Source organism: Pseudomonas sp. 14P_5.3_Bac1 (genome assembly GCF_025466135.1).
Taxonomy (GTDB): Bacteria; Pseudomonadota; Gammaproteobacteria; order Pseudomonadales; family Pseudomonadaceae; genus Aquipseudomonas.
Genome location: NZ_JANLOF010000005.1, coordinates 30,780 through 48,848, shown reverse-complemented (window position 1 = coordinate 48,848; position 18,069 = coordinate 30,780). Strand labels below are relative to the sequence as shown.

16 protein-coding genes and 1 pseudogene are annotated in these 18,069 nt (G+C 60.7%); 11 read left to right on the top strand and 6 right to left on the bottom strand.

Going from position 1 to position 18,069, the window contains the following annotated elements:
* The first annotated feature begins 47 nt into the window (after positions 1–47).
* Entirely contained in the window at positions 48–1,667 is a 1,620-nt protein-coding gene (locus NTD89_RS00885) for a PvdJ/PvdD/PvdP-like protein (RefSeq protein WP_145165719.1), read from the top strand.
* On the opposite strand, the gene NTD89_RS00880 is transcribed toward NTD89_RS00885, so the two are convergent.
* Positions 1,660–2,607, bottom strand: a complete 948-nt coding sequence (locus tag NTD89_RS00880) for a DUF1853 family protein (RefSeq protein WP_262206126.1) — start codon at positions 2,605–2,607, stop codon at positions 1,660–1,662. The genes NTD89_RS00885 and NTD89_RS00880 overlap by 8 nt on opposite strands.
* Positions 2,608–2,752: 145 nt before the next feature.
* Here NTD89_RS00880 and NTD89_RS00875 point away from each other — a divergent pair, with 145 nt between their 5' ends.
* From NTD89_RS00875 to pepN, 6 genes are read left to right on the top strand one after another with little or no spacing between them, the layout of a single operon-like run.
* The gene (locus NTD89_RS00875; protein WP_010210870.1) at positions 2,753–3,643 is read left to right on the top strand and encodes an NAD(+) kinase; all 891 of its coding nucleotides are present in this window, start codon (positions 2,753–2,755) and stop codon (positions 3,641–3,643) included.
* Entirely contained in the window at positions 3,640–4,614 is a 975-nt protein-coding gene (locus NTD89_RS00870; RefSeq protein WP_410017198.1) for a metallophosphoesterase, read from the top strand. Before NTD89_RS00875 ends, NTD89_RS00870 begins: the two co-directional genes overlap by 4 nt.
* A complete protein-coding gene (locus NTD89_RS00865) occupies positions 4,611–5,480 on the top strand; it encodes a rhomboid family intramembrane serine protease (RefSeq protein ID WP_145165716.1) in 870 nt (289 codons plus the stop codon). Before NTD89_RS00870 ends, NTD89_RS00865 begins: the two co-directional genes overlap by 4 nt.
* A gap of 14 nt (positions 5,481–5,494) precedes the next feature.
* Entirely contained in the window at positions 5,495–5,755 is a 261-nt protein-coding gene (locus NTD89_RS00860; protein ID WP_017138108.1) for a YeaC family protein, read from the top strand.
* The gene (locus NTD89_RS00855) at positions 5,752–6,582 is read left to right on the top strand and encodes a DUF2797 domain-containing protein (protein WP_262206145.1); all 831 of its coding nucleotides are present in this window, start codon (positions 5,752–5,754) and stop codon (positions 6,580–6,582) included. Before NTD89_RS00860 ends, NTD89_RS00855 begins: the two co-directional genes overlap by 4 nt.
* 13 nt (positions 6,583–6,595) lie before the next feature.
* Entirely contained in the window at positions 6,596–9,253 is a 2,658-nt protein-coding gene (gene pepN, locus NTD89_RS00850) for an aminopeptidase N (RefSeq protein ID WP_262206123.1), read from the top strand.
* A 46-nt stretch (positions 9,254–9,299) separates the two neighbouring features.
* Here the strand turns inward: pepN and NTD89_RS00845 are convergent, their stop codons facing one another.
* The gene (locus tag NTD89_RS00845) at positions 9,300–10,346 is read right to left on the bottom strand and encodes an aldo/keto reductase (protein WP_262206122.1); all 1,047 of its coding nucleotides are present in this window, start codon (positions 10,344–10,346) and stop codon (positions 9,300–9,302) included.
* 158 nt (positions 10,347–10,504) lie between these two features.
* Between NTD89_RS00845 and NTD89_RS00840 the strand changes: the two genes are divergently transcribed.
* The 4 genes and pseudogenes from NTD89_RS00840 to NTD89_RS00825 all read left to right on the top strand — a co-directional run.
* Positions 10,505–11,221 carry a helix-turn-helix transcriptional regulator gene (locus NTD89_RS00840; protein WP_145165712.1) on the top strand — a complete coding sequence of 239 codons (717 nt, stop codon included), beginning with the start codon at positions 10,505–10,507 and terminating at the stop codon, positions 11,219–11,221.
* A 51-nt stretch (positions 11,222–11,272) separates the two neighbouring features.
* The gene (locus NTD89_RS00835; protein ID WP_242198348.1) at positions 11,273–11,608 is read left to right on the top strand and encodes a nuclear transport factor 2 family protein; all 336 of its coding nucleotides are present in this window, start codon (positions 11,273–11,275) and stop codon (positions 11,606–11,608) included.
* A 15-nt stretch (positions 11,609–11,623) separates the two neighbouring features.
* Positions 11,624–12,730: a cell division protein ZapE gene (gene zapE / locus NTD89_RS00830; RefSeq protein WP_262206121.1), complete on the top strand. Its 1,107-nt coding sequence runs from the start codon at positions 11,624–11,626 to the stop codon at positions 12,728–12,730.
* Between the two features lie 104 nt (positions 12,731–12,834).
* Positions 12,835–13,030, top strand: a pseudogene (locus NTD89_RS00825) (GNAT family N-acetyltransferase); the annotation flags it as partial.
* A gap of 101 nt (positions 13,031–13,131) precedes the next feature.
* Here the strand turns inward: NTD89_RS00825 and NTD89_RS00820 are convergent.
* From NTD89_RS00820 to NTD89_RS00805, 4 genes are all read right to left on the bottom strand, one after another.
* Positions 13,132–13,353: a hypothetical protein gene (locus tag NTD89_RS00820; protein ID WP_262206120.1), complete on the bottom strand. Its 222-nt coding sequence runs from the start codon at positions 13,351–13,353 to the stop codon at positions 13,132–13,134.
* A 143-nt stretch (positions 13,354–13,496) separates the two neighbouring features.
* On the bottom strand, positions 13,497–15,734 hold the full coding sequence (locus NTD89_RS00815) for a TonB-dependent siderophore receptor (RefSeq protein WP_262206119.1): 2,238 nt from the start codon (positions 15,732–15,734) through the stop codon (positions 13,497–13,499).
* Between the two features lie 128 nt (positions 15,735–15,862).
* A complete protein-coding gene (locus NTD89_RS00810) occupies positions 15,863–17,605 on the bottom strand; it encodes a phosphoethanolamine transferase CptA (RefSeq protein ID WP_124417718.1) in 1,743 nt (580 codons plus the stop codon).
* Positions 17,606–17,756: 151 nt separating this feature from the next.
* Positions 17,757–17,933 carry a DUF6026 family protein gene (locus NTD89_RS00805; protein ID WP_164487944.1) on the bottom strand — a complete coding sequence of 59 codons (177 nt, stop codon included), beginning with the start codon at positions 17,931–17,933 and terminating at the stop codon, positions 17,757–17,759.
* Positions 17,934–18,069 lie beyond the last annotated feature (136 nt).

Below are 18,069 nucleotides of genomic sequence, written 5' to 3'. Positions count from 1 at the left end.
GGCTGCAAACGTTCTAGCTCTGATTAAGCCGTTTCCTAAGGTAGACAATGACGATCTCTCGACGTGGGTTCATCGCAGGCCTGGCGCTGACGGGCGCTGCCGTGCCGGCGGCCTTTTATGCCCATCGCGAGCTGACGCGTGAAGAAGAATTCCCCATTACCCCGGGCGAAGCCACGGTGGATTTGGCCGACACTGAAGGCCAGCACTTGGCGAACATTTTGCGCGGTGTGTGGAGCCTGCGCCTGGAAGGCCGCGACGCCGGGCTAAAGGGCTTGCCGCTGCAAGGCCTGGAACTGCTGCTGGACATCGCCCCGCGTGGCCGTGGCCTGCGCGGCTACCTGGACACTGCTGAAAACCTGCGCGCCGAAGGTGAACCGCGTTACCGCGTACTCGGTGACGTGCTGACAGGCGAGGGCGCCTTGCTTTACTGGCGCCTGATCGACCGCGAGGCGGCCGACGGCGCACCGGCCTATGAATTCAAGATGACCCTCGATGAAGTCTGGGCCGACTTCGCTAACGCCGGCAGCAGCACCCTCAGCGGGCAGATCCTCAACCTTGATCGCCCCTTGGCGTTGACCGAGCGTGACAACCGCTTTATCGCCCACAAACAATTGTTTCCCGAAGCCCGCCAACGCATCGGCCTGAACCCGACGCTGCTGGCCTGGCTGATTTCGCCGGAGCACCGCCTGTTTCACCAACTCTGGCACGCCACCCGCGACCAGTGGCACAAGCTCTCGGAAGAAAAGCGCGACGCCTTGCGCGGCATCGGCTGGCAGCCCGGCCCGCGCGGCCAGGAACGCGACGCACGCGGCAAACGCAAAGATCGCAACGGCTCGGGTATCGACTTCTTTTTCATGCACCGCCATATGCTCGGCACTGCGCGTTCCATGCAAGACCTGCCGTCGTGGCCGCAATTCCCCGAGCCACAGCCGGCGCTGGAACGCGACCGTCTGGGCTTTGTGCGTTACTTCGATAACCACGACGGCTTCGCGTTGCCGCCCTGTTGGTCGGCGCCGGATGACAGCGAATACACCCAGTGGGTCAGCGATATCAAGGCGGCCCAGACTTACCACAGCAACTTTCAGGTCTGGGAATCCCAATACCGCGATCCACGTTACCTGGCCAAGCTGAGCCTCGGGCAATTGGGTTCCGAGATGGAATTGGGCCTGCACGACTGGTTGCACATGCGTTGGGCCTCGGTGCCCCGTGACCCGTCCAACGGCGCGCCGGTGCCGTTCGCCCGCGACCCGTCGGACTTTGCCGCGCGTTGGTACGCGGCGGAGAACGATTTTCTCGGTGATCCGTTTTCATCCCATGTAAACCCGGTGTTCTGGCATTTTCACGGCTGGATCGATGACCGCATCGAGGATTGGTTTCGCGCCCACGAGCGCTTCAACCCCGGTGAGGTCAGCCGGCTGGAAGTCAATGGCGTGAACTGGTTCGCGCAGGGGCGCTGGGTGGAGGTCGGCGATCCGTGGCTGGGGCCGGACACCCACGGCTGCAGCACCACGCCGGGTTTGCAGATGGGCAGGTCGATGGAGATGGACCCGGAGACCATGAAGCTGGCGCTGCGTATTACCTTTGCCGCTGAGGACGAAGGCTTGCAGGCATTGTTCAAGCGTGTGCCGAGGCGGCCCTGGTACGCACGGCACCTGAAGGTCAAGTAACGCCTGGGACGTTGGGCCAGAGATCGGCCACCAGGAACAGGCGTTCGGCTTCTTCCCAATCCTCGCCATTGCGAACCAGGCGTACCAGAAGCTGCGCCGGCGCCATCGGGTCCAGTGCCGCCAGCCAGCCTTGCATCTGCTGCTCACTCCACACCTCGTCCTGCGGGTAATGCGCCGGCGCAAGCCAGGCATGCCGCGGCAGCGGTTGCCAGCGCCCCGGCGGGCTGGCACTGACCAGCGTCGGCCAACCGCGCTGATGCAGCCAGCGCCCCCGCAGATGCTGCGGATGGGCACCGTGAGGGGGTTCGGCCTGGCCGGGCCAGGGATAGAGCAAATACCCGCCGAGCCACAAATGCGCATCGAACTGCTGGATATCCAGCGCCGCCAATGCCTCGCGGCTTTCCGCACGCGCTGAAATCGGCAACTGATGCTGAGCGAGGTGTGCCAGCTTGCGGTCCAGCCGATCATGGCACCCCGGCCCCAGCCATTGCGCGGCGTCCAGGCCGTTGCCGTCCTGCGGCCCGAGATACAGTTTGATCGCCAGTTCCAGGTGGTGCACGCCATCGCGGTCGCGCAGCAGCATGTCCAGCTCGCCCAAGGTATGCCCGGCGCGGCGGATCGGCAGGTTGGCGGCGAGCAATTCCACGCCCGGCGCATGCTGCACGGCAAATTGCCATAGGCGCTCGTAGTAAAGGCCCAGGCGCCGTGTGCGGGCAAGGCTTAGCCAGTGCTGCAAGGCGCTGCTGTCTTGATCGAGCGCGCGTAACCATCGCTCCAGCAGATGCGGTGCCTGCACCCACTCACTGCCGGCCAGCGGGTGGCGCTGCGGCCAGGGCGTTTGCGCGAGCATCGGCGGGGCAAGCATCACCCACGCCAAATCGCGCACTTCGGGGTGGCGCAGTTGGCGGGGCAGGTTGTGCAAATCCGGGAACACAGTCATGGTCCGAGCATAGCCGTTTAACGTCTGTACAGGTGGCTGAGAACCATTGTCATCAAGGGTTCACGGCGACAAAGGATTTTGCCTGACGCGGCCTTTCGCCCATAATCGTTGTTTTTCGCCACACCCCAAACCCCGCAGGAGCCCCATGGAGCAATTTCGCAATATCGGCATTATCGGTCGCTTGGGCAGTACCCAGGTGCTGGACACCGTCCGCCGACTGAAAAAGTTTCTGCTCGAGCGCCACCTGCACGTGATCCTCGAAGACACCATCGCCGAAATCCTGCCGGGCCATGGCCTGCAAACCTCGTCGCGCAAAATGCTCGGCGAAGTCTGCGACATGGTGATTGTGGTCGGCGGTGACGGCAGCCTGCTCGGCGCAGCCCGGGCGTTGGCGCGGCATAACGTGCCGGTGCTGGGGATCAACCGCGGCAGTTTGGGGTTCCTGACCGATATCCGCCCCGATGACCTGGAAGTCGAAGTGGCCAAGGTGCTCGACGGCCATTACCTGGTCGAAAACCGCTTCCTGCTGCAGGCCGAAGTACGCCGCCACGGCGAAGCCATCGGCCAGGGCGACGCGCTCAACGACGTGGTGCTGCACCCCGGCAAGTCGACGCGGATGATCGAGTTCGAGCTGTATATCGACGGCCAGTTCGTGTGCAGCCAGAAGGCCGACGGCCTGATCGTCGCCACGCCGACCGGTTCCACGGCGTATGCGCTGTCGGCCGGCGGGCCGATCATGCACCCCAAGCTGGATGCCATTGTGATCGTGCCGATGTACCCCCATATGTTGTCCAGCCGGCCAATTGTGGTCGATGGCAACAGTGAGCTGAAAATCGTGGTGTCCAAAGACATGCAGATCTACCCGCAAGTCTCCTGTGACGGGCAGAACCATTTCACCTGCGCCCCCGGTGACACCATCACCGTGAGCAAGAAGGCGCAGAAGTTGCGGTTGATCCACCCGCTGGACCACAACTATTACGAAGTGTGCCGGACCAAGTTGGGCTGGGGCAGCCGCTTGGGGGGTGGAGGCGACTGATGCTCGATCCCGCGCGTAGCTACGACCTGATTGGTGACGTGCACGGTTGCGCTAATACCCTTGAGCACTTGCTCGACCGGTTGGGCTACCACAAACAGGGCGGCACCTGGCGCCATCCGACGCGAATGGCGGTGTTCCTCGGCGATATCATCGACCGCGGCCCGCGCATTCGCGAAGCGCTGCACATCGTCCACGACATGGCCGAGGCCGGCCAGGCGCTGTGCATCATGGGTAACCACGAGTTCAATGCGCTGGGCTGGACCACGCCGGCGCCGCCGGGCAGTGGCAAGCAGTTCGTGCGCGAACACAACCCGCGCCACGCGCGGTTGATCCACGAAACCCTGACCCAGTTCGAGCACCACCCGGCCGACTGGCACGACTTTCTCGGCTGGTTCTATGACATGCCGCTGTTTGTCGACGCCGGGCGTTTCCGTGTGGTGCACGCGTGTTGGGACGAGGGCTTTATCCAGCCGCTGCGCGCGACGTTCCCGGATGGCTGCATCGACCAGCACTTTCTGCAGGCCGCCGCCGTACCGGGCAGTTTTGCCTGCAACGCCTTCGACCGCCTGCTGCGCGGCACCGACATGCGCCTGCCGGATGGCCTGACGCTGACCGGCGGCGATGGGCTGACGCGCTCGTTCTTTCGCACCAAATTCTGGGAAGACGACCCGAAAACCTATGGCGACATCGTGTTCCAGCCCGATGCGCTGCCGGAGCCGGTGGCGCGTACGCCGCTGTCGTCCAGCGAAAAAAATTCCCTGCTGCGTTATGGCGTCGACGAGCCGTTGCTGTTCGTCGGCCATTACTGGCGCAGCGGCAAACCCGCGCCGATCCGCCCGAACCTGGCCTGCCTGGATTACAGCGCTGTGCTGTACGGCAAGCTGGTAGCGTATCGGCTGGACCAGGAAACCCAGCTGGATCCGCGTAAATTCGTCTGGGTCGACGTTGAGCGCCCTGAGGTTATTTCATGAGTACCGTAGCTGTTTTGCGCTTGCCGCTGAGTGTCGACCTGGCGGGTTTCGTCAAGTTGCTGCAACGCATGCAAGTGCCCCATCGTGTCAGCGAAGAGGCCGGCGAGCAGGTGTTGTGGGTGCCCGAAACCATCAGCGACGACGTGCGCGTGTTGTACCAACGCTTTCCCGACGGTGACCCGGACCAGCAACTGGACATCCCCGAGCGGGCGCCCGTTACGCGTCCCAGCTTTGTTCAGCAGGTACGCCACAGCCCGGTGACGGCGCTGGTGCTGCTGGCGAGCATCATTGTTGGCGCGGTGACGTTGCTGGGTGAAAACCTGCAAACCATGAGCTGGCTGACGTTTCTGCCGTTCCATGTGACGGGCGAGTACCTTCAGTTCACGCCCTTTGCCCAGACTATGGCGTCGGGGCAATGGTGGCGGTTGGTCACGCCGATGCTGATCCACTTCGGCATCCTGCATTTGGCCATGAACGGCATGTGGTACTGGGAACTCGGCCGGCGCATTGAAGTGCGCCAGGGCAGTATCAACCTGCTGGGCCTGACCCTGCTGTTCAGCCTGGTTTCCAATTACGCGCAATACGCCTATGGCGGCCCGAGCCTGTTTGGCGGCCTGTCCGGCGTGTTGTATGGCTTGCTCGGGCATTGCTGGATTTTCCAGTTGCTGTCGCCCAACCCGGCTTATCGTCTGCCTCGCGGGGTGCTGGCGATGATGCTGATATGGCTGGTGCTCTGCATGTCGGGGCTGATCTCGATGATCGGTTTCGGCGAAATCGCCAACGCGGCTCATCTGAGCGGCTTGGTCATCGGTTGCCTGACGGGTTTGCTGGGTGGGTTGTACAACCGCCGCAAAGCCTCCATTTGATAAGGAAGAGCCTTATGTCCTCTTTTGCTGAAATGATCGAAAACATCACCCCGGACATCTACGAGAGCCTCAAGCTCGCCGTGGAAATCGGCAAGTGGTCCGACGGCCGCAAGCTCACCGCCGAGCAGCGTGAGCTGTCGCTGCAAGCGGTGATCGCCTGGGAAATCCAGAACCTGCCCGAAGAGCAGCGCACCGGCTACATGGGCCCGCAGGAATGCGCATCGAAGTCGGCACCGGTGCCGAACATTCTGTTCAAGTCGGATGCGATCCATTGATTGAAATTGGTCGCGGTGCAGTCAGCAAAATGTCGGCGCAACTCGGTGAGCCGACCGTTCAATACGCGTTTCGCCTTGGCGATACCGAGGTGCCGGTCAATCCGTTGATCGGCACGCACGTGCGCCTGGAATACCTCGGCGCCATCCATTGCAGCCATTGCGGCCGCAAGACCAAAACCAGTTTCAGCCAGGGTTATTGCTACCCGTGCATGACCAAGCTGGCCCAGTGCGACCTGTGCATCATGAGCCCCGAGCGTTGCCATTACGACGCCGGCACCTGCCGTGATCCGGGCTGGGGCGAGCAATTCTGCATGACCGACCACGTGGTTTACCTGGCCAATTCGTCTGGCATCAAAGTCGGCATCACCCGCGCTACCCAGCTGCCGACGCGCTGGCTGGACCAGGGCGCCAGCCAGGCGCTGCCGATCATGCGCGTGGCGACCCGCCAGCAATCGGGCTTCGTCGAAGACCTGTTTCGCAGCCAGGTGGCCGATAAGACCAACTGGCGCGCACTGCTCAAGGGCGATGCGGTGGCGGTGAACCTGACCGAAGTGCGCGATGCACTGTTTGCCTCGTGCGCCGAAGGCCTGCTGGGTTTGCAGGAACGCTTTGGCCTGCAGGCCATCCAAACGATTGCCGACATTGAACCGATCGAAATCCGCTACCCGGTCGAGCAGTATCCGACCAAGATCGTCAGCTTCAACCTGGACAAGAACCCGATTGCCGAAGGCACGCTGTTGGGGATCAAGGGCCAATACCTGATCTTCGACACCGGCGTTATCAACATTCGTAAGTACACGGCCTACCAGCTCGCCGTGCATCAGTAAAAGGATGCCACCCATGCGCACCGAACAACCGAAGATGATTTACCTGAAGGACTATCAGGCGCCGGACTACCTGATCGAAGAGACGCACCTGACCTTCGAGTTGTTCGAGGACCACAGCCTGGTCCACGCGCAGCTGGTGATGCGCCGCAACCCCGAGCGTGGTGCGGGCCTGCCGCCGCTGGTGCTCGATGGCCAGCAGCTTGAACTGCTGACCGTCAACCTGGGCGACCGTGAGCTGAGCGAAGCCGACTACCAGTTGACCGACAGCCACCTGACCCTGCAACCGACCCGCGAGACCTTCACGGTCGACACCAGCGTGCGCATCCACCCGGAAACCAACACCGCGCTGGAAGGCCTGTACAAATCCAGCGGCATGTTCTGCACCCAGTGCGAGGCCGAAGGCTTCCGCAAGATCACTTACTACCTCGACCGCCCGGACGTGATGAGCACCTTCACCACCACGGTGATCGCCGAGCAACACAGCTACCCGGTGCTGCTGTCGAACGGCAACCCGATTGCCAGCGGCCCGGGTGAAGACGGGCGCCACTGGGCGACCTGGGAAGACCCGTTCAAGAAACCGGCCTACCTGTTCGCGCTGGTGGCCGGTGATTTGTGGTGCGTCGAAGACACCTTCACCACCATGACCAATCGTGAAGTGGCGCTGCGCATCTACGTCGAGCCGGAAAACATCGACAAATGCCAGCACGCCATGAACAGCCTGAAAAAATCCATGCGCTGGGACGAAGAGACCTACGGCCGCGAGTACGACCTCGACATCTTCATGATCGTGGCGGTCAACGACTTCAACATGGGCGCCATGGAGAACAAGGGCCTCAATATCTTCAACTCCAGTGCCGTGCTGGCGCGCGCCGAAACCGCCACTGACGCCGCGCACCAGCGGGTTGAGGCGATCGTGGCCCACGAATACTTCCACAACTGGTCGGGCAACCGCGTGACCTGCCGCGACTGGTTCCAGCTGTCGTTGAAGGAAGGCTTCACGGTGTTCCGTGATTCCGGCTTCTCCGCCGACATGAACTCGGCCACGGTCAAGCGCATCCAGGATGTGGCGTACCTGCGCACTCACCAGTTCGCTGAAGACGCAGGCCCCATGGCCCACGCCGTGCGCCCGGACAGCTTCATCGAGATCTCCAACTTCTACACCCTGACCGTGTACGAAAAGGGCTCGGAAGTGGTCGGCATGATCCACACCTTGCTCGGCGCTGAAGGCTTCCGTAAGGGCAGTGACCTCTATTTCGAGCGCCACGACGGCCAGGCCGTGACGTGCGACGACTTCATCAAGGCCATGGAAGACGCCAATGGCGCGGACCTGACCCAGTTCAAACGCTGGTACAGCCAGGCCGGTACACCGCGTCTGGCGGTGAGCGAGTCCTACGACGCCGCTGCCAAGACCTACAGCCTGACCTTCCGTCAAAGCTGCCCGCAAACCCCGGACAAGGTTGAAAAACTGCCGTTCGTGATCCCTGTGGCGCTGGGCCTGCTCGACGCGAAGGGCGCCGGTATTGCCTTGCGCCTGGCCGGTGAGGCCAGCGCTGGCGCCACGTCCCGAGTGATTTCGGTGACCGAAGCCGAGCAGACCTTCACCTTCGTCGATATCGCCGAACAACCGCTGCCGTCGTTGCTGCGCGGCTTCTCGGCGCCGGTGAAACTGAGCTTCCCGTACAACCGCGACCAGCTGATGTTCCTGATGCAGCACGACAGCGACGGGTTCAATCGCTGGGATGCCGGCCAGCAATTGTCGGTGCAAGTGTTGCAGGAGCTGATCGGTCAGCATCAAGCGGGTCAGCCGCTGAAGCTGGATCAACGGCTGATCGACGCGCTGCGCACGGTGTTGAGCGATGAAAGCCTGGACCAGGCGATGGTCGCCGAGATGCTCTCGCTGCCAAGCGAGGCCTACCTGACTGAAATCAGTGAAGTGGCGGATGTGGAAGCTATTCACGCCGCCCGTGAGTATGCGCGCAAGCAGCTGGCCGACAACCTCTACGAATCGCTGTGGCTGCGCTACCAGGCGAACCGTGAGCTGTCCAAGCAGACACCTTACGTGGCCGCGGCCGAGCACTTTGCCCGTCGCGCCCTGCAGAACATTGCGCTGTCGTACCTGATGCTCAGCGGCAAGCAGGAAGTGCTGGCGGCGACGCTGGACCAGTTCGACACCAGCGACAACATGACTGAGCGCCTGACGGCGCTGGCGGTGCTGGTCAACTCGCCGTTTGAGGCGGAAAAGGCGCAGGCGTTGGCGGTGTTTGCCGAGAACTTCAAGGACAACCCGCTGGTCATGGACCAATGGTTCAGTGTGCAGGCCGGCAGTACCTTGCCGGGCGGCCTGGCGCGCGTCAGGGCATTGATGGAGCACCCGGCGTTCAACATCAAGAACCCGAACAAGGTGCGGGCGCTGGTCGGCGCGTTTGCCGGGCAGAACCTGATCAACTTCCACGCCGCTGATGGCTCGGGCTATCGTTTCCTGGCCGATTTGGTGATCCAGTTGAACGGGTTCAACCCGCAGATCGCTTCGCGCCAGTTGGCGCCGTTGACGCGCTGGCGCAAATACGACGGCGCGCGCCAGGCGCTGATGAAGGCGGAACTGGAGCGCATTCGTGCCTCCGGTGAGCTGTCCAGCGACGTATTCGAGGTGGTCAGCAAGAGCCTTGCGTAAGGTCTGCGATTAAAAAAAACGGCCTGAGCAGGCCGTTTTTTTCGCCTCAGATAACGGGTGGGCGAGGGGCGTCCAAGCCGGTGTCGGTAGGGAAACGCTCGGCAATAATTGCGTGCGGAACGCCCAGTGGCAGGGCACTGGCGCCATCCAGGCGGGCCACTTGTTCGGCCGACAGTTGCACGTTCAGCGCACCCAGGGTTGCATCGAGCTGCGCGCGGGTGCGGGAGCCGAGGATCGGGATCAGCGCGGTGGTCGAGCGGCGGGCTTTTTCGCGCAGCCAGGCAATGGCGACGTGGGTTGGGCTGGCGTTGAGTTCGCCGGCGACTGCCAGCAGGGTATCGAGTACGGCGGTTTCGCGGGCGCTCTTTTCCGAGTGGATCAGCATGCCCAGTTTGTTGGCGCGGTTGTCGTCCTGCGTTTCACGGTATTTGCCGGTGAGGAAACCACCGCCCAACGGCGACCACAGCGTGGCGCCCAGGCCCAACGCTTCGGCCATCGGCAGCAACTCGCGGTCGGCGCTGCGCTCGGCCAGGCTGTATTCCACCTGGACGCCGATGATCGGCGCGAAGCTGCGCACTTCGGCCAACAGATCCGCGCGGGCGATACGCCAGGCGGGAAAGTTGGAGAGGCCGGCGTAGTGGATCTTGCCGGCACGCACCAAGTCATCGAAGCCGCGCAGGATCTCTTCCATCGGCGTGACGTTATCGCTCATGTGCGCCCAGAGCAGGTCGATGCGGTCGGTGTTCAAGCGCTTGAGACTCTCCTCGACGGCACGCACCATGTTTTTGCGGTTGTTACCGAGCTTGAGCGTGCCTTCATCGGACGGCTGGGTGCGCAGGCTGTATTTGGTGGCGACCACCAGGTTGTCGCGCTCGGCGGCGATAAATTCCCCCAGCAGCTTTTCGGCCTGGCCGAACTGGTAGCCGTTGGCGGTATCCAGGAAGTTGCCTCCTGCTTCGAGGTAGCCATCGAAGATCTGCCTGGCTTCTTCGCGCTCGGCGCCATGGCCCCAACCTGTGCCGAAATTACCGGTGCCCAGGGCCAGTTCCGATACCTGCAGGCCGCTGCGGCGACCAAAAACTTTACTGCGCATACAAAGACTCCTGTGGGGTGATTTTTTACATGTCTTGAAACATGTATTTAATATGATCCTCGTAATTTATCCGGTCAAGGGGCTTTTTTACTGCTGACGTTTTCTGACAGGAGGCTCTGTTAAGCTTCGGTACTTGTTCCTTTCTCGGTGGGTTTGACGTGTCGCGTACCACACGATTGCTGACCTTGTTGCAGGCCCTGCGGGGCAAGAAACGCCCGGTGACGGCCGCCGTACTGGCGGCGCAACTGGAGGTGTCCGAGCGCACGCTGTATCGCGATATCGCTGAATTGACAGCGCTGGGGGCACCGATTTTTGGCGAGGCCGGAGTAGGGTACGTGTTGCGCAGCGGGCTGTTTCTGCCGCCATTAATGCTGAACGCCGAGGAAACCGAAGCGATCGTGCTGGGCCTGCGTTATGTCGACCAACGTGGCGACGATGTGCTGAGCCGCGCCGCGGCCAATGCGTTGGCGAAAATCGCCGATGTGCTTGATCCCGCCGCCCAGGAAGCATTGCGCAACCCCACGCTGTTGCCCGGCCCTCCGGGGTTCGGTTACCCGGAAAATCGCGTGCCGCTGAACGTGTTTCGCGAGGCGATCCGCAACCAGGCCAAGCTGCAAATCGATTACGCCGATGCCAGCCAAACCCAGAGCCAGCGCCTGATCTGGCCGCTGGCCCTGGGTTTTCTCAATGACGTGCGCGTGATTGTGGCGTGGTGCGAGTTGCGCGGCGCTTATCGCACCTTTCGCACTGACCGAGTGGCCGCAGCCGAAGCTCAGGGTGATCGCTACCCTGGCCGACGCAGTGACCTGTTGCGAGCCTGGCGCAAGCTGATGGAGCAGAACGAGTCCGCGCCGTTTACTCCTGACAAAAACTGACACAACCCTGGCTTAGCATGGCGTCATAAATCATTAAAAAGGAGCTGCGCCATGTCAATTCCTGAGTTGGCACCCGCGATTGTGGCCTACATCGCCGCGACCAATACTCGCAACACCTCAAGCATTGCCGAGTGTTTTGCCGACGATGCCAATGTGTTTGATGAGGGTGAGCATCAAGTCGGCACCGCCGCGATTGCGCGCTGGATGGAAGACACCGGGCGTCGTTATCAGCCTCGGGTTGAAGTGCTGAACGTGCAGCATCGCACCGGCAAAGTGTTGGTCAGCAATGTGGTTTCCGGTAATTTCCCCGGCAGCCCGCTGGAGCTGCGCTACACCTTTCGACTGAACGAGCAGGGCAAGATTTCGCGGCTGGATATCTCTGTGTAAGTCATACTGGCGCGCATGACTTTCGACTCGCCTCTCGCCGCTTATCAATACGCCACTACCCAGCCCGGTTTCGTGCCAGACGAGGCCCAGCGCCGGGCGGTTGAAGCCCTGCAACACTGCCACGAAGCCCTGCACCAGGGCCGCTCGCCAGTGACCGGTGTGTACCTATGGGGGCCGGTGGGGCGGGGCAAGACCTGGTTGATGGACCAGTTCTATCAAAGCCTGCGGGTGCCAGCACGCCGTCAGCATTTTCATCATTTCATGGGGTGGGTGCATCAGCGTCTGTTTCAACTCACGGGTACCCAGGACCCTCTGCAGGCGTTGGCCCGCGAGCTGAGTCAGCAAGTACGCGTGCTGTGTTTTGACGAACTGTTCGTCAATGACATTGGCGATGCAATCATTCTCGGCCGTTTGTTCCAGGTCATGTTTGATCAGGGTGTGGTGATGGTCAGCACGTCCAATCAACCGCCCGATCAGCTCTACGCCGACGGCTTCAACCGCGAGCGGTTTGTGCCAGGCATCGAGGCGATCAAACAGCACATGCAGGTGGTAGCGGTAGACGGTTGCGAAGATCATCGTTTGCATCCTGGCGTGGGGCTGCAGCGCTACTGGGTGAACCAGCCGGATGCGCTCGAGACGCTGTTCAAGCAATTGAGCGCAGGGCAGGCAGTGCGCAGCGGGCCAATCAGTGTCGGCTTGCGCTCGATTGTGGCGGTGCAATCCTGCGATATGGTGCTCTGGTGTCGTTACGCCGAGCTGTGCGAGCGGCCGCTGGCCGCCATGGACTTCATGCTGCTGTGTGATCGCTTCACGGCCATCCTGTTGGGCGACGTCCCCTGCTTGAGCGCACAACAACGCCCGGCAAGGATTGCCCGCGGCACCGAAGACGCGGCCCAACGTGTGGTGGCCGGTGACCGCGAGCTGCCGCAGTTGTCGGTGCACGATGACAGTGTGCGACGTTTTATCGCCCTGGTGGACGAGTGCTATGACCGCAAGGTGCCCTTGTATATCGAAGCCCAGGTGCCGCTGGAAAGCCTCTACACCGAAGGCTACCTGGCGTTTCCGTTCCGCCGCACGCTCAGCCGCTTGCAGGAGATGCAACTGCAGCGCTTCGGGACCTAGGAGTCTTTTCGGAGTCTTTTCGCGCACGGCGCGTCATCGAGGAAGCAAATGGACATCCCAGACACGCTGGTGCTGCAAGCCAGCTACACCAATGCGGTGCACGCCGACGCCTGGGCCTGAGTCAGAAAATGCTGCAAAAGGTCAGGGAAATCGCCCGGCAGCGTGGTTGCTGCAAGATCACCCTTGAAGTGCTCGAGGGTAATGACGTGGCACAGGCCGCGTATCGCAAGTTTGGTTTTGATGAATCGGATCTTTGATCCGGCACAGGGGCGCAGGCTGTTGTGGAATAAGGTGCTTTGATAAATAACGTGCAAAAAAAAGGCGCCATTAAATGGCGCCAAGTTAACCTTTGCCAACGGAGCGGGATGGCACAGGGTAATGCGGATTAACTAAGTATTAAATCAGCTGTTGGGTTGCGGCTCTTCACTGGATTGTTCAGCCGTGTGGGTCTTTACACTCTTGCCATCGGCAATCGCTGTTTGGTCTGTGGTGCCATGAGTCTTCTGTTGCATGAAGGTGAAGTTGTTATAGAACTCCTTCGATCGCTCTGAACCGCCTTCTGCAAAGGCGGCTGCGGAAGTCAGGGTCATCAGGCTGGCAAGCATCAAGGTCGAAAGTTTCATAAGAGGTATCCCCATTAAGTGTGATCGGTATCCGCCTCGTCCGTGATCAGATTCATGGGGCGATTGTGGGGCGATCTTATTAAGTGGGAATTAACGGCTTGGGGCCCCGAAGTTAACGATTTTGTTAACTTCGGGTCAGCGATTTAAAGCTTCCAGTCCAGCGCAAGCGTGACGGATCGCGGGTCGCCCCAATACACACCATTATAAAAGCCGACACGTTCGTAATACTTTTTATCAAATAGATTGTTAATGTTAAGCGACGCTGAAACATGTTCGTCAAATTGGTAGCGCGACATCAGGTTGACCACGGTGTAGGCCTGTTGGGTGATTTTGGTGCTCTCGGTGTTCAGGTAGCCGTTCTCGTCGCGGCCGCCTGTCGGTCGGTCAGCGAAATCGTAAAAATCGCTCTGCCAATTTACCGCGCCGCCCACCGTCAACCCGCGCCACTCACCCGGCAGGCGATAGGCCGTCGAGATTTTCAGCAGATTGAGCGGCAGGTTGGTGTTGTTGCGCTGCTTGTCACCGTTCGTCGAGTGGGTATAGGTATAGCCCGCAGACAGATTCCAGTCCGGCATGACTTCACCTGACACCTCAACTTCAAAGCCCTGCACCTTGTTGCCTTTGCCGCTGGCGGTGTAGAACTGCTCACTGCTGACCGGGTCCGGCGCGGCGTTGCTGTCCAGTTCGGCCACGTTATCCTGGGTGCTCCAGAAATACGCCGTCGCCAGGTTCAGGCGTTCGTTCAACAGGCTGCCTTTGAGGCCTATTTCGTAGTTGCTGCCCACCACCGGCTGCAAATACTTCTTGCTGGAATCCCGCGCGGTTTGCGGGTTGAAAATATCGGTGTAGCTGGCGTACACGGTGTATTCGGGTGTGAGGTCGTAAAGCAGGCCAGCGTAAGGCGTCCACATGTCGTTGTGGGTCTGGCGGGTTTTAGTGGATTGGGTCAGTTGGTTATCGGTGTTGTATTCAGGTGAGACGCTTTCGATTTCCCAACTGCCATAGCGGCTGCCCAATACGGCATGCAGCCGGTCGGTCAGGCTCAGGCGTGTGGCGAGGTAACCCGCCTTCTGTTTTCGGCTGCTGTGCTCGCCCTTGAGGCCAGTGGTGCGGTCCGGGAACTTGGCGATGCCACTCATGTGTCGCCAATCTTTGATGTCCGTGTAGCCCTGGGGATTATTGACGCGCTGAAAAGGCGCCGTATCGCGCTGTTCGGATTCGCCATACCCGACCATTAATTCATGCTCGCGCCCCAGCAGTGAATAAGAACCGGCGATATTCAAATCCACCACGTCCATTTTCGATGTGCCGACCATCTGGTTGGTCCAGGCCGTCATGCCGCTGCCATCCGGATTGGGGAAGCCGGCGCCGCCGTAATACACCTTGCCGTCCGTGTCGCTTTGGCGATGGGTATAGGCAGCTTTCAGGTGCCAGTCTGCAGACAGCTTATGCTCGATGGAGGCAAAGGTGGTTTTGTCTTTGAGCGGCCAGGAGCTCCAGTCGGTCGCCAGGTTGGCGGAGCGCGACAGCCGAGCCTTGCTGCCATCGCTGTTCCAATAGGGCAGGGTGCCCCAGGAGCTGCCCTGCACATGCTTGTTCTGGTAGTCCAAACCCACGGCGACAACGGTGTTGTCCGTCAGATCGGCTTCTAGGATGCCGTAGCCCACTTCCCGTTGCATCGCATAGCTGTCGCGAAAGGACTGGCTGTCACGGTACGCCAGCACGGTACGGCCACGCAGTCGCCCGTCAAACGCCAGTGGGCCGCCTACATCGATATAGCTGTAGTAGTTGTCATGGCTGGCACCGCTGACGCCGGTTTTGGCTTGCCACTCTGTGGTGGGGCGCTTGCGGATCATGTTCACGGTGGCAGAAGGGTCGCCCGCCCCGGTCGTCAGGCCGGTGGCGCCGCGCACAACCTCAATGCGGTCGTAGATGATGGTGTCGGCGTCGGACTTCATGCGGCCAAAGGTATTGAGCATGCCGTCGATCTGGAAGTTACTGATCGAGTAGCCGCGGGAAGAGTAACTCGCCCGGTCCGAATCCAGGTGCTGCACCGTAACGCCGGTGGTCTGGCGCAAAGCATCGGTGAGGGTATTGAGATTGAAGTCATCCATCTGCTGGCGGCTGATCACCGAAATGGATTGCGGGGTTTCCTTGATGGACAGGTTCAGCTTGGTGGCGGTGCTCATCGAGCCGGTGGTGTAAGCCCCGGTGTGCTCGGTAGTGGTGCCCAGGCCTTCGGCGGTAATGCTGGTCGCACCCAGTTCGTAGGCTTTGGCCGGCAGGTGTTCGGGGTCGGTATCAGCCATCAGCTCCGGGCTTGCAACGGCGCCGAACAGGCCAAAGGTGAGGGTCATGGAACGGGTAAAAGGCGCGAACATCGCAGCAGACTCCTTGTCGTCTTCGATGCCACCCCGGAAAGGGAAGGCATGGCTCAAAGACGAAAGGAGCGGGGGAACTTTAGGCTCAAACGAGAATGATTGTTATCTTTGTGTTACAAAGCCGGTGACTACTTGACCACCACTTCGGCGGCATCGACCTTCTTCGGCTTGATCAAGCTGAAATCGATAAGGCCTTTTTTCTGTCCTATATACGGGTCGCCAATCATCCGCGGGCGCGCCTTGAAGCTGTCATTGACCAGGCTTTTGCTGCGGTCCCATTCATCAAAGCTCAGCCCGGCCATGTCCGCCCAGGTGTGAATCAGTTGCGAGCTGCTGTAAGGGCGTTGCAGGTCGCTGGCGAAACTCCAGTCGTGGGTTTCGCGCCACTTCGGCGAGGCGTACGCCATGAACGGAATGGTGTACATCGGTGCCGTCGGCTTGCCTTCGTTGCGCCCCAGCGTGCCATGGCCGGCCGAGTCGAATACGTCTTCGCCGTGGTCCGACAGGTACAGCAGGAAGCCGTTGGGGTCGGTCTTGGCGTAGTCCTTGATCAGGCTCGACACCACGAAGTCGTTGTAAAGCACCGCGTTGTCGTAGCTGTTGTAAGTGGGCAACTGTTGGTCGCTGATGCCTGGCGGTACGCCCTGACGATCGGTGAATTTGTCAAAGGTCGGCGGATAACGGTACTGGTAGCTCATGTGGGTGCCCAGCAGGTGCACCACGATGAACTTACGCTCGGTGGGGTCGGCCAGGGCCTTGGCGAACGGTGCAAGCACGTCGCCGTCGTACTGGCGGGCGTTCTGGTTGCGGTTGTTATTGAGGTACACCTGCTCGTCGGCCTGTTCGGAAAAGGTCGTGAGCATGGTGTTTCGCTTGGTCATCGTCTGCTGGTTGGTGATCCAGTAGGTTTTGTAGCCAGCCTGTTTCATCACGCTGACAATCGACGGCGTTTTGAGGTACAGGTCAGGGTTTTCTTCGTCGGCGAAGGTCAGCACCTGTTGCAGCGCTTCAATCGTGTAGGGGCGCGGCGTGATGACGTTATCGAAGACCGCCAGCTGGTCGCGCAGCTTGTCCAGTTCCGGCGTGGTATTGCGCGGGTAGCCGTAAAGGCTCATGCGCTGGCGGTTGGTGGACTCACCGATTACCAGGACCAGGGTCGACGGCTGGCCGGCCATGCTGTCCTTGAGGTTCTTCAAGGGCGGGATCTGGCTGGCACTCGTGAGCATGCCTTGCATGCTGTTCAGCTGCTCGGTGTAGCGGCGATAGGCGACGATCATCTGCCACGGCACAGCGGGCTCGACCCGCGACTCGAAGCCATCGATGGCCAGTTCCATGGTGGGGTTGGTTGCAATCTGTTTCACCAATGGATAACCGACCACCGCCAGGACAATCGCGGTGGCCGCGAGAATCGACTGGCCGCGCGGCAGGTAAACCGGGCGCAGGCGGGTCCACAGGAAGATCGCCAGGGCAGTGTGGGCAATGAACGCCAGCACGATCCACCAGGCAAAATATTGAGTGGCGTATTCGCCGGCTTCAGAGATGTTCGACTCGAACATGATGAAGATGACGCTTTGGGAAAATTCCTGCTGGTAAATGAAGAAATAACCCAGGCTGGCCATGGAGCAAGCCCACAGCACAACGCCGATCAAGGCGGCGAGCAGGCGCGTACGGCGCGGGAACAGCAGCATGGGCGCGAGCCAGAACGCACTCAGGAAGAAGGCTTGGCGAAAACCGCTGAAGCCGGAAGTGCCGGTCAGCTGGATCAGCAGTTGGGTAATACCCGAGAAATACCAGAAAAACAGAAACAACCAGCCAAGGCCGGCCCAATCAAAGCCTTTCGCAGACTTCGTGCTGCGTTTGAACATCGCCATCCAGCGCTCCAACCCGATAATTGCCAGTTGCCGCGCAGGAATACGCGCAGCAGAGGGCTACCGCATGTGGGTGGCCCTATTCGGCGGGAGTATCGGGAGGAGGATGTGAAAACTTCGTGAGTTATTCCTGAACGCTTCGTTCAGCCCACGTTCAGCAAAGTGCGGGCTGAGGCCCGGACGTTTGATTGATTTGCGCCTGAAGGTGTGAGCGCAGGCGCAGGACTTCCTGCTGCAGCTGATCGCGCTCGTCTTTCAACTGGCGCAGTTCGTCGCGACGGACGGTGACATAGAGGGTCTGTGGCGGGCGGATCGTCTGTGCTGTGCTCATTGCTTACCTCGCAAATAGCCGGTAGATCGCGGTGCCGGAACGCTTAATCGAGGTCCTCGGCAACAGTCGCAGCGATTCTGAATTCTTTTTTGAATCAATGGAACTTTTTTATTTTTGATGGTCGTTGTGACTTTTA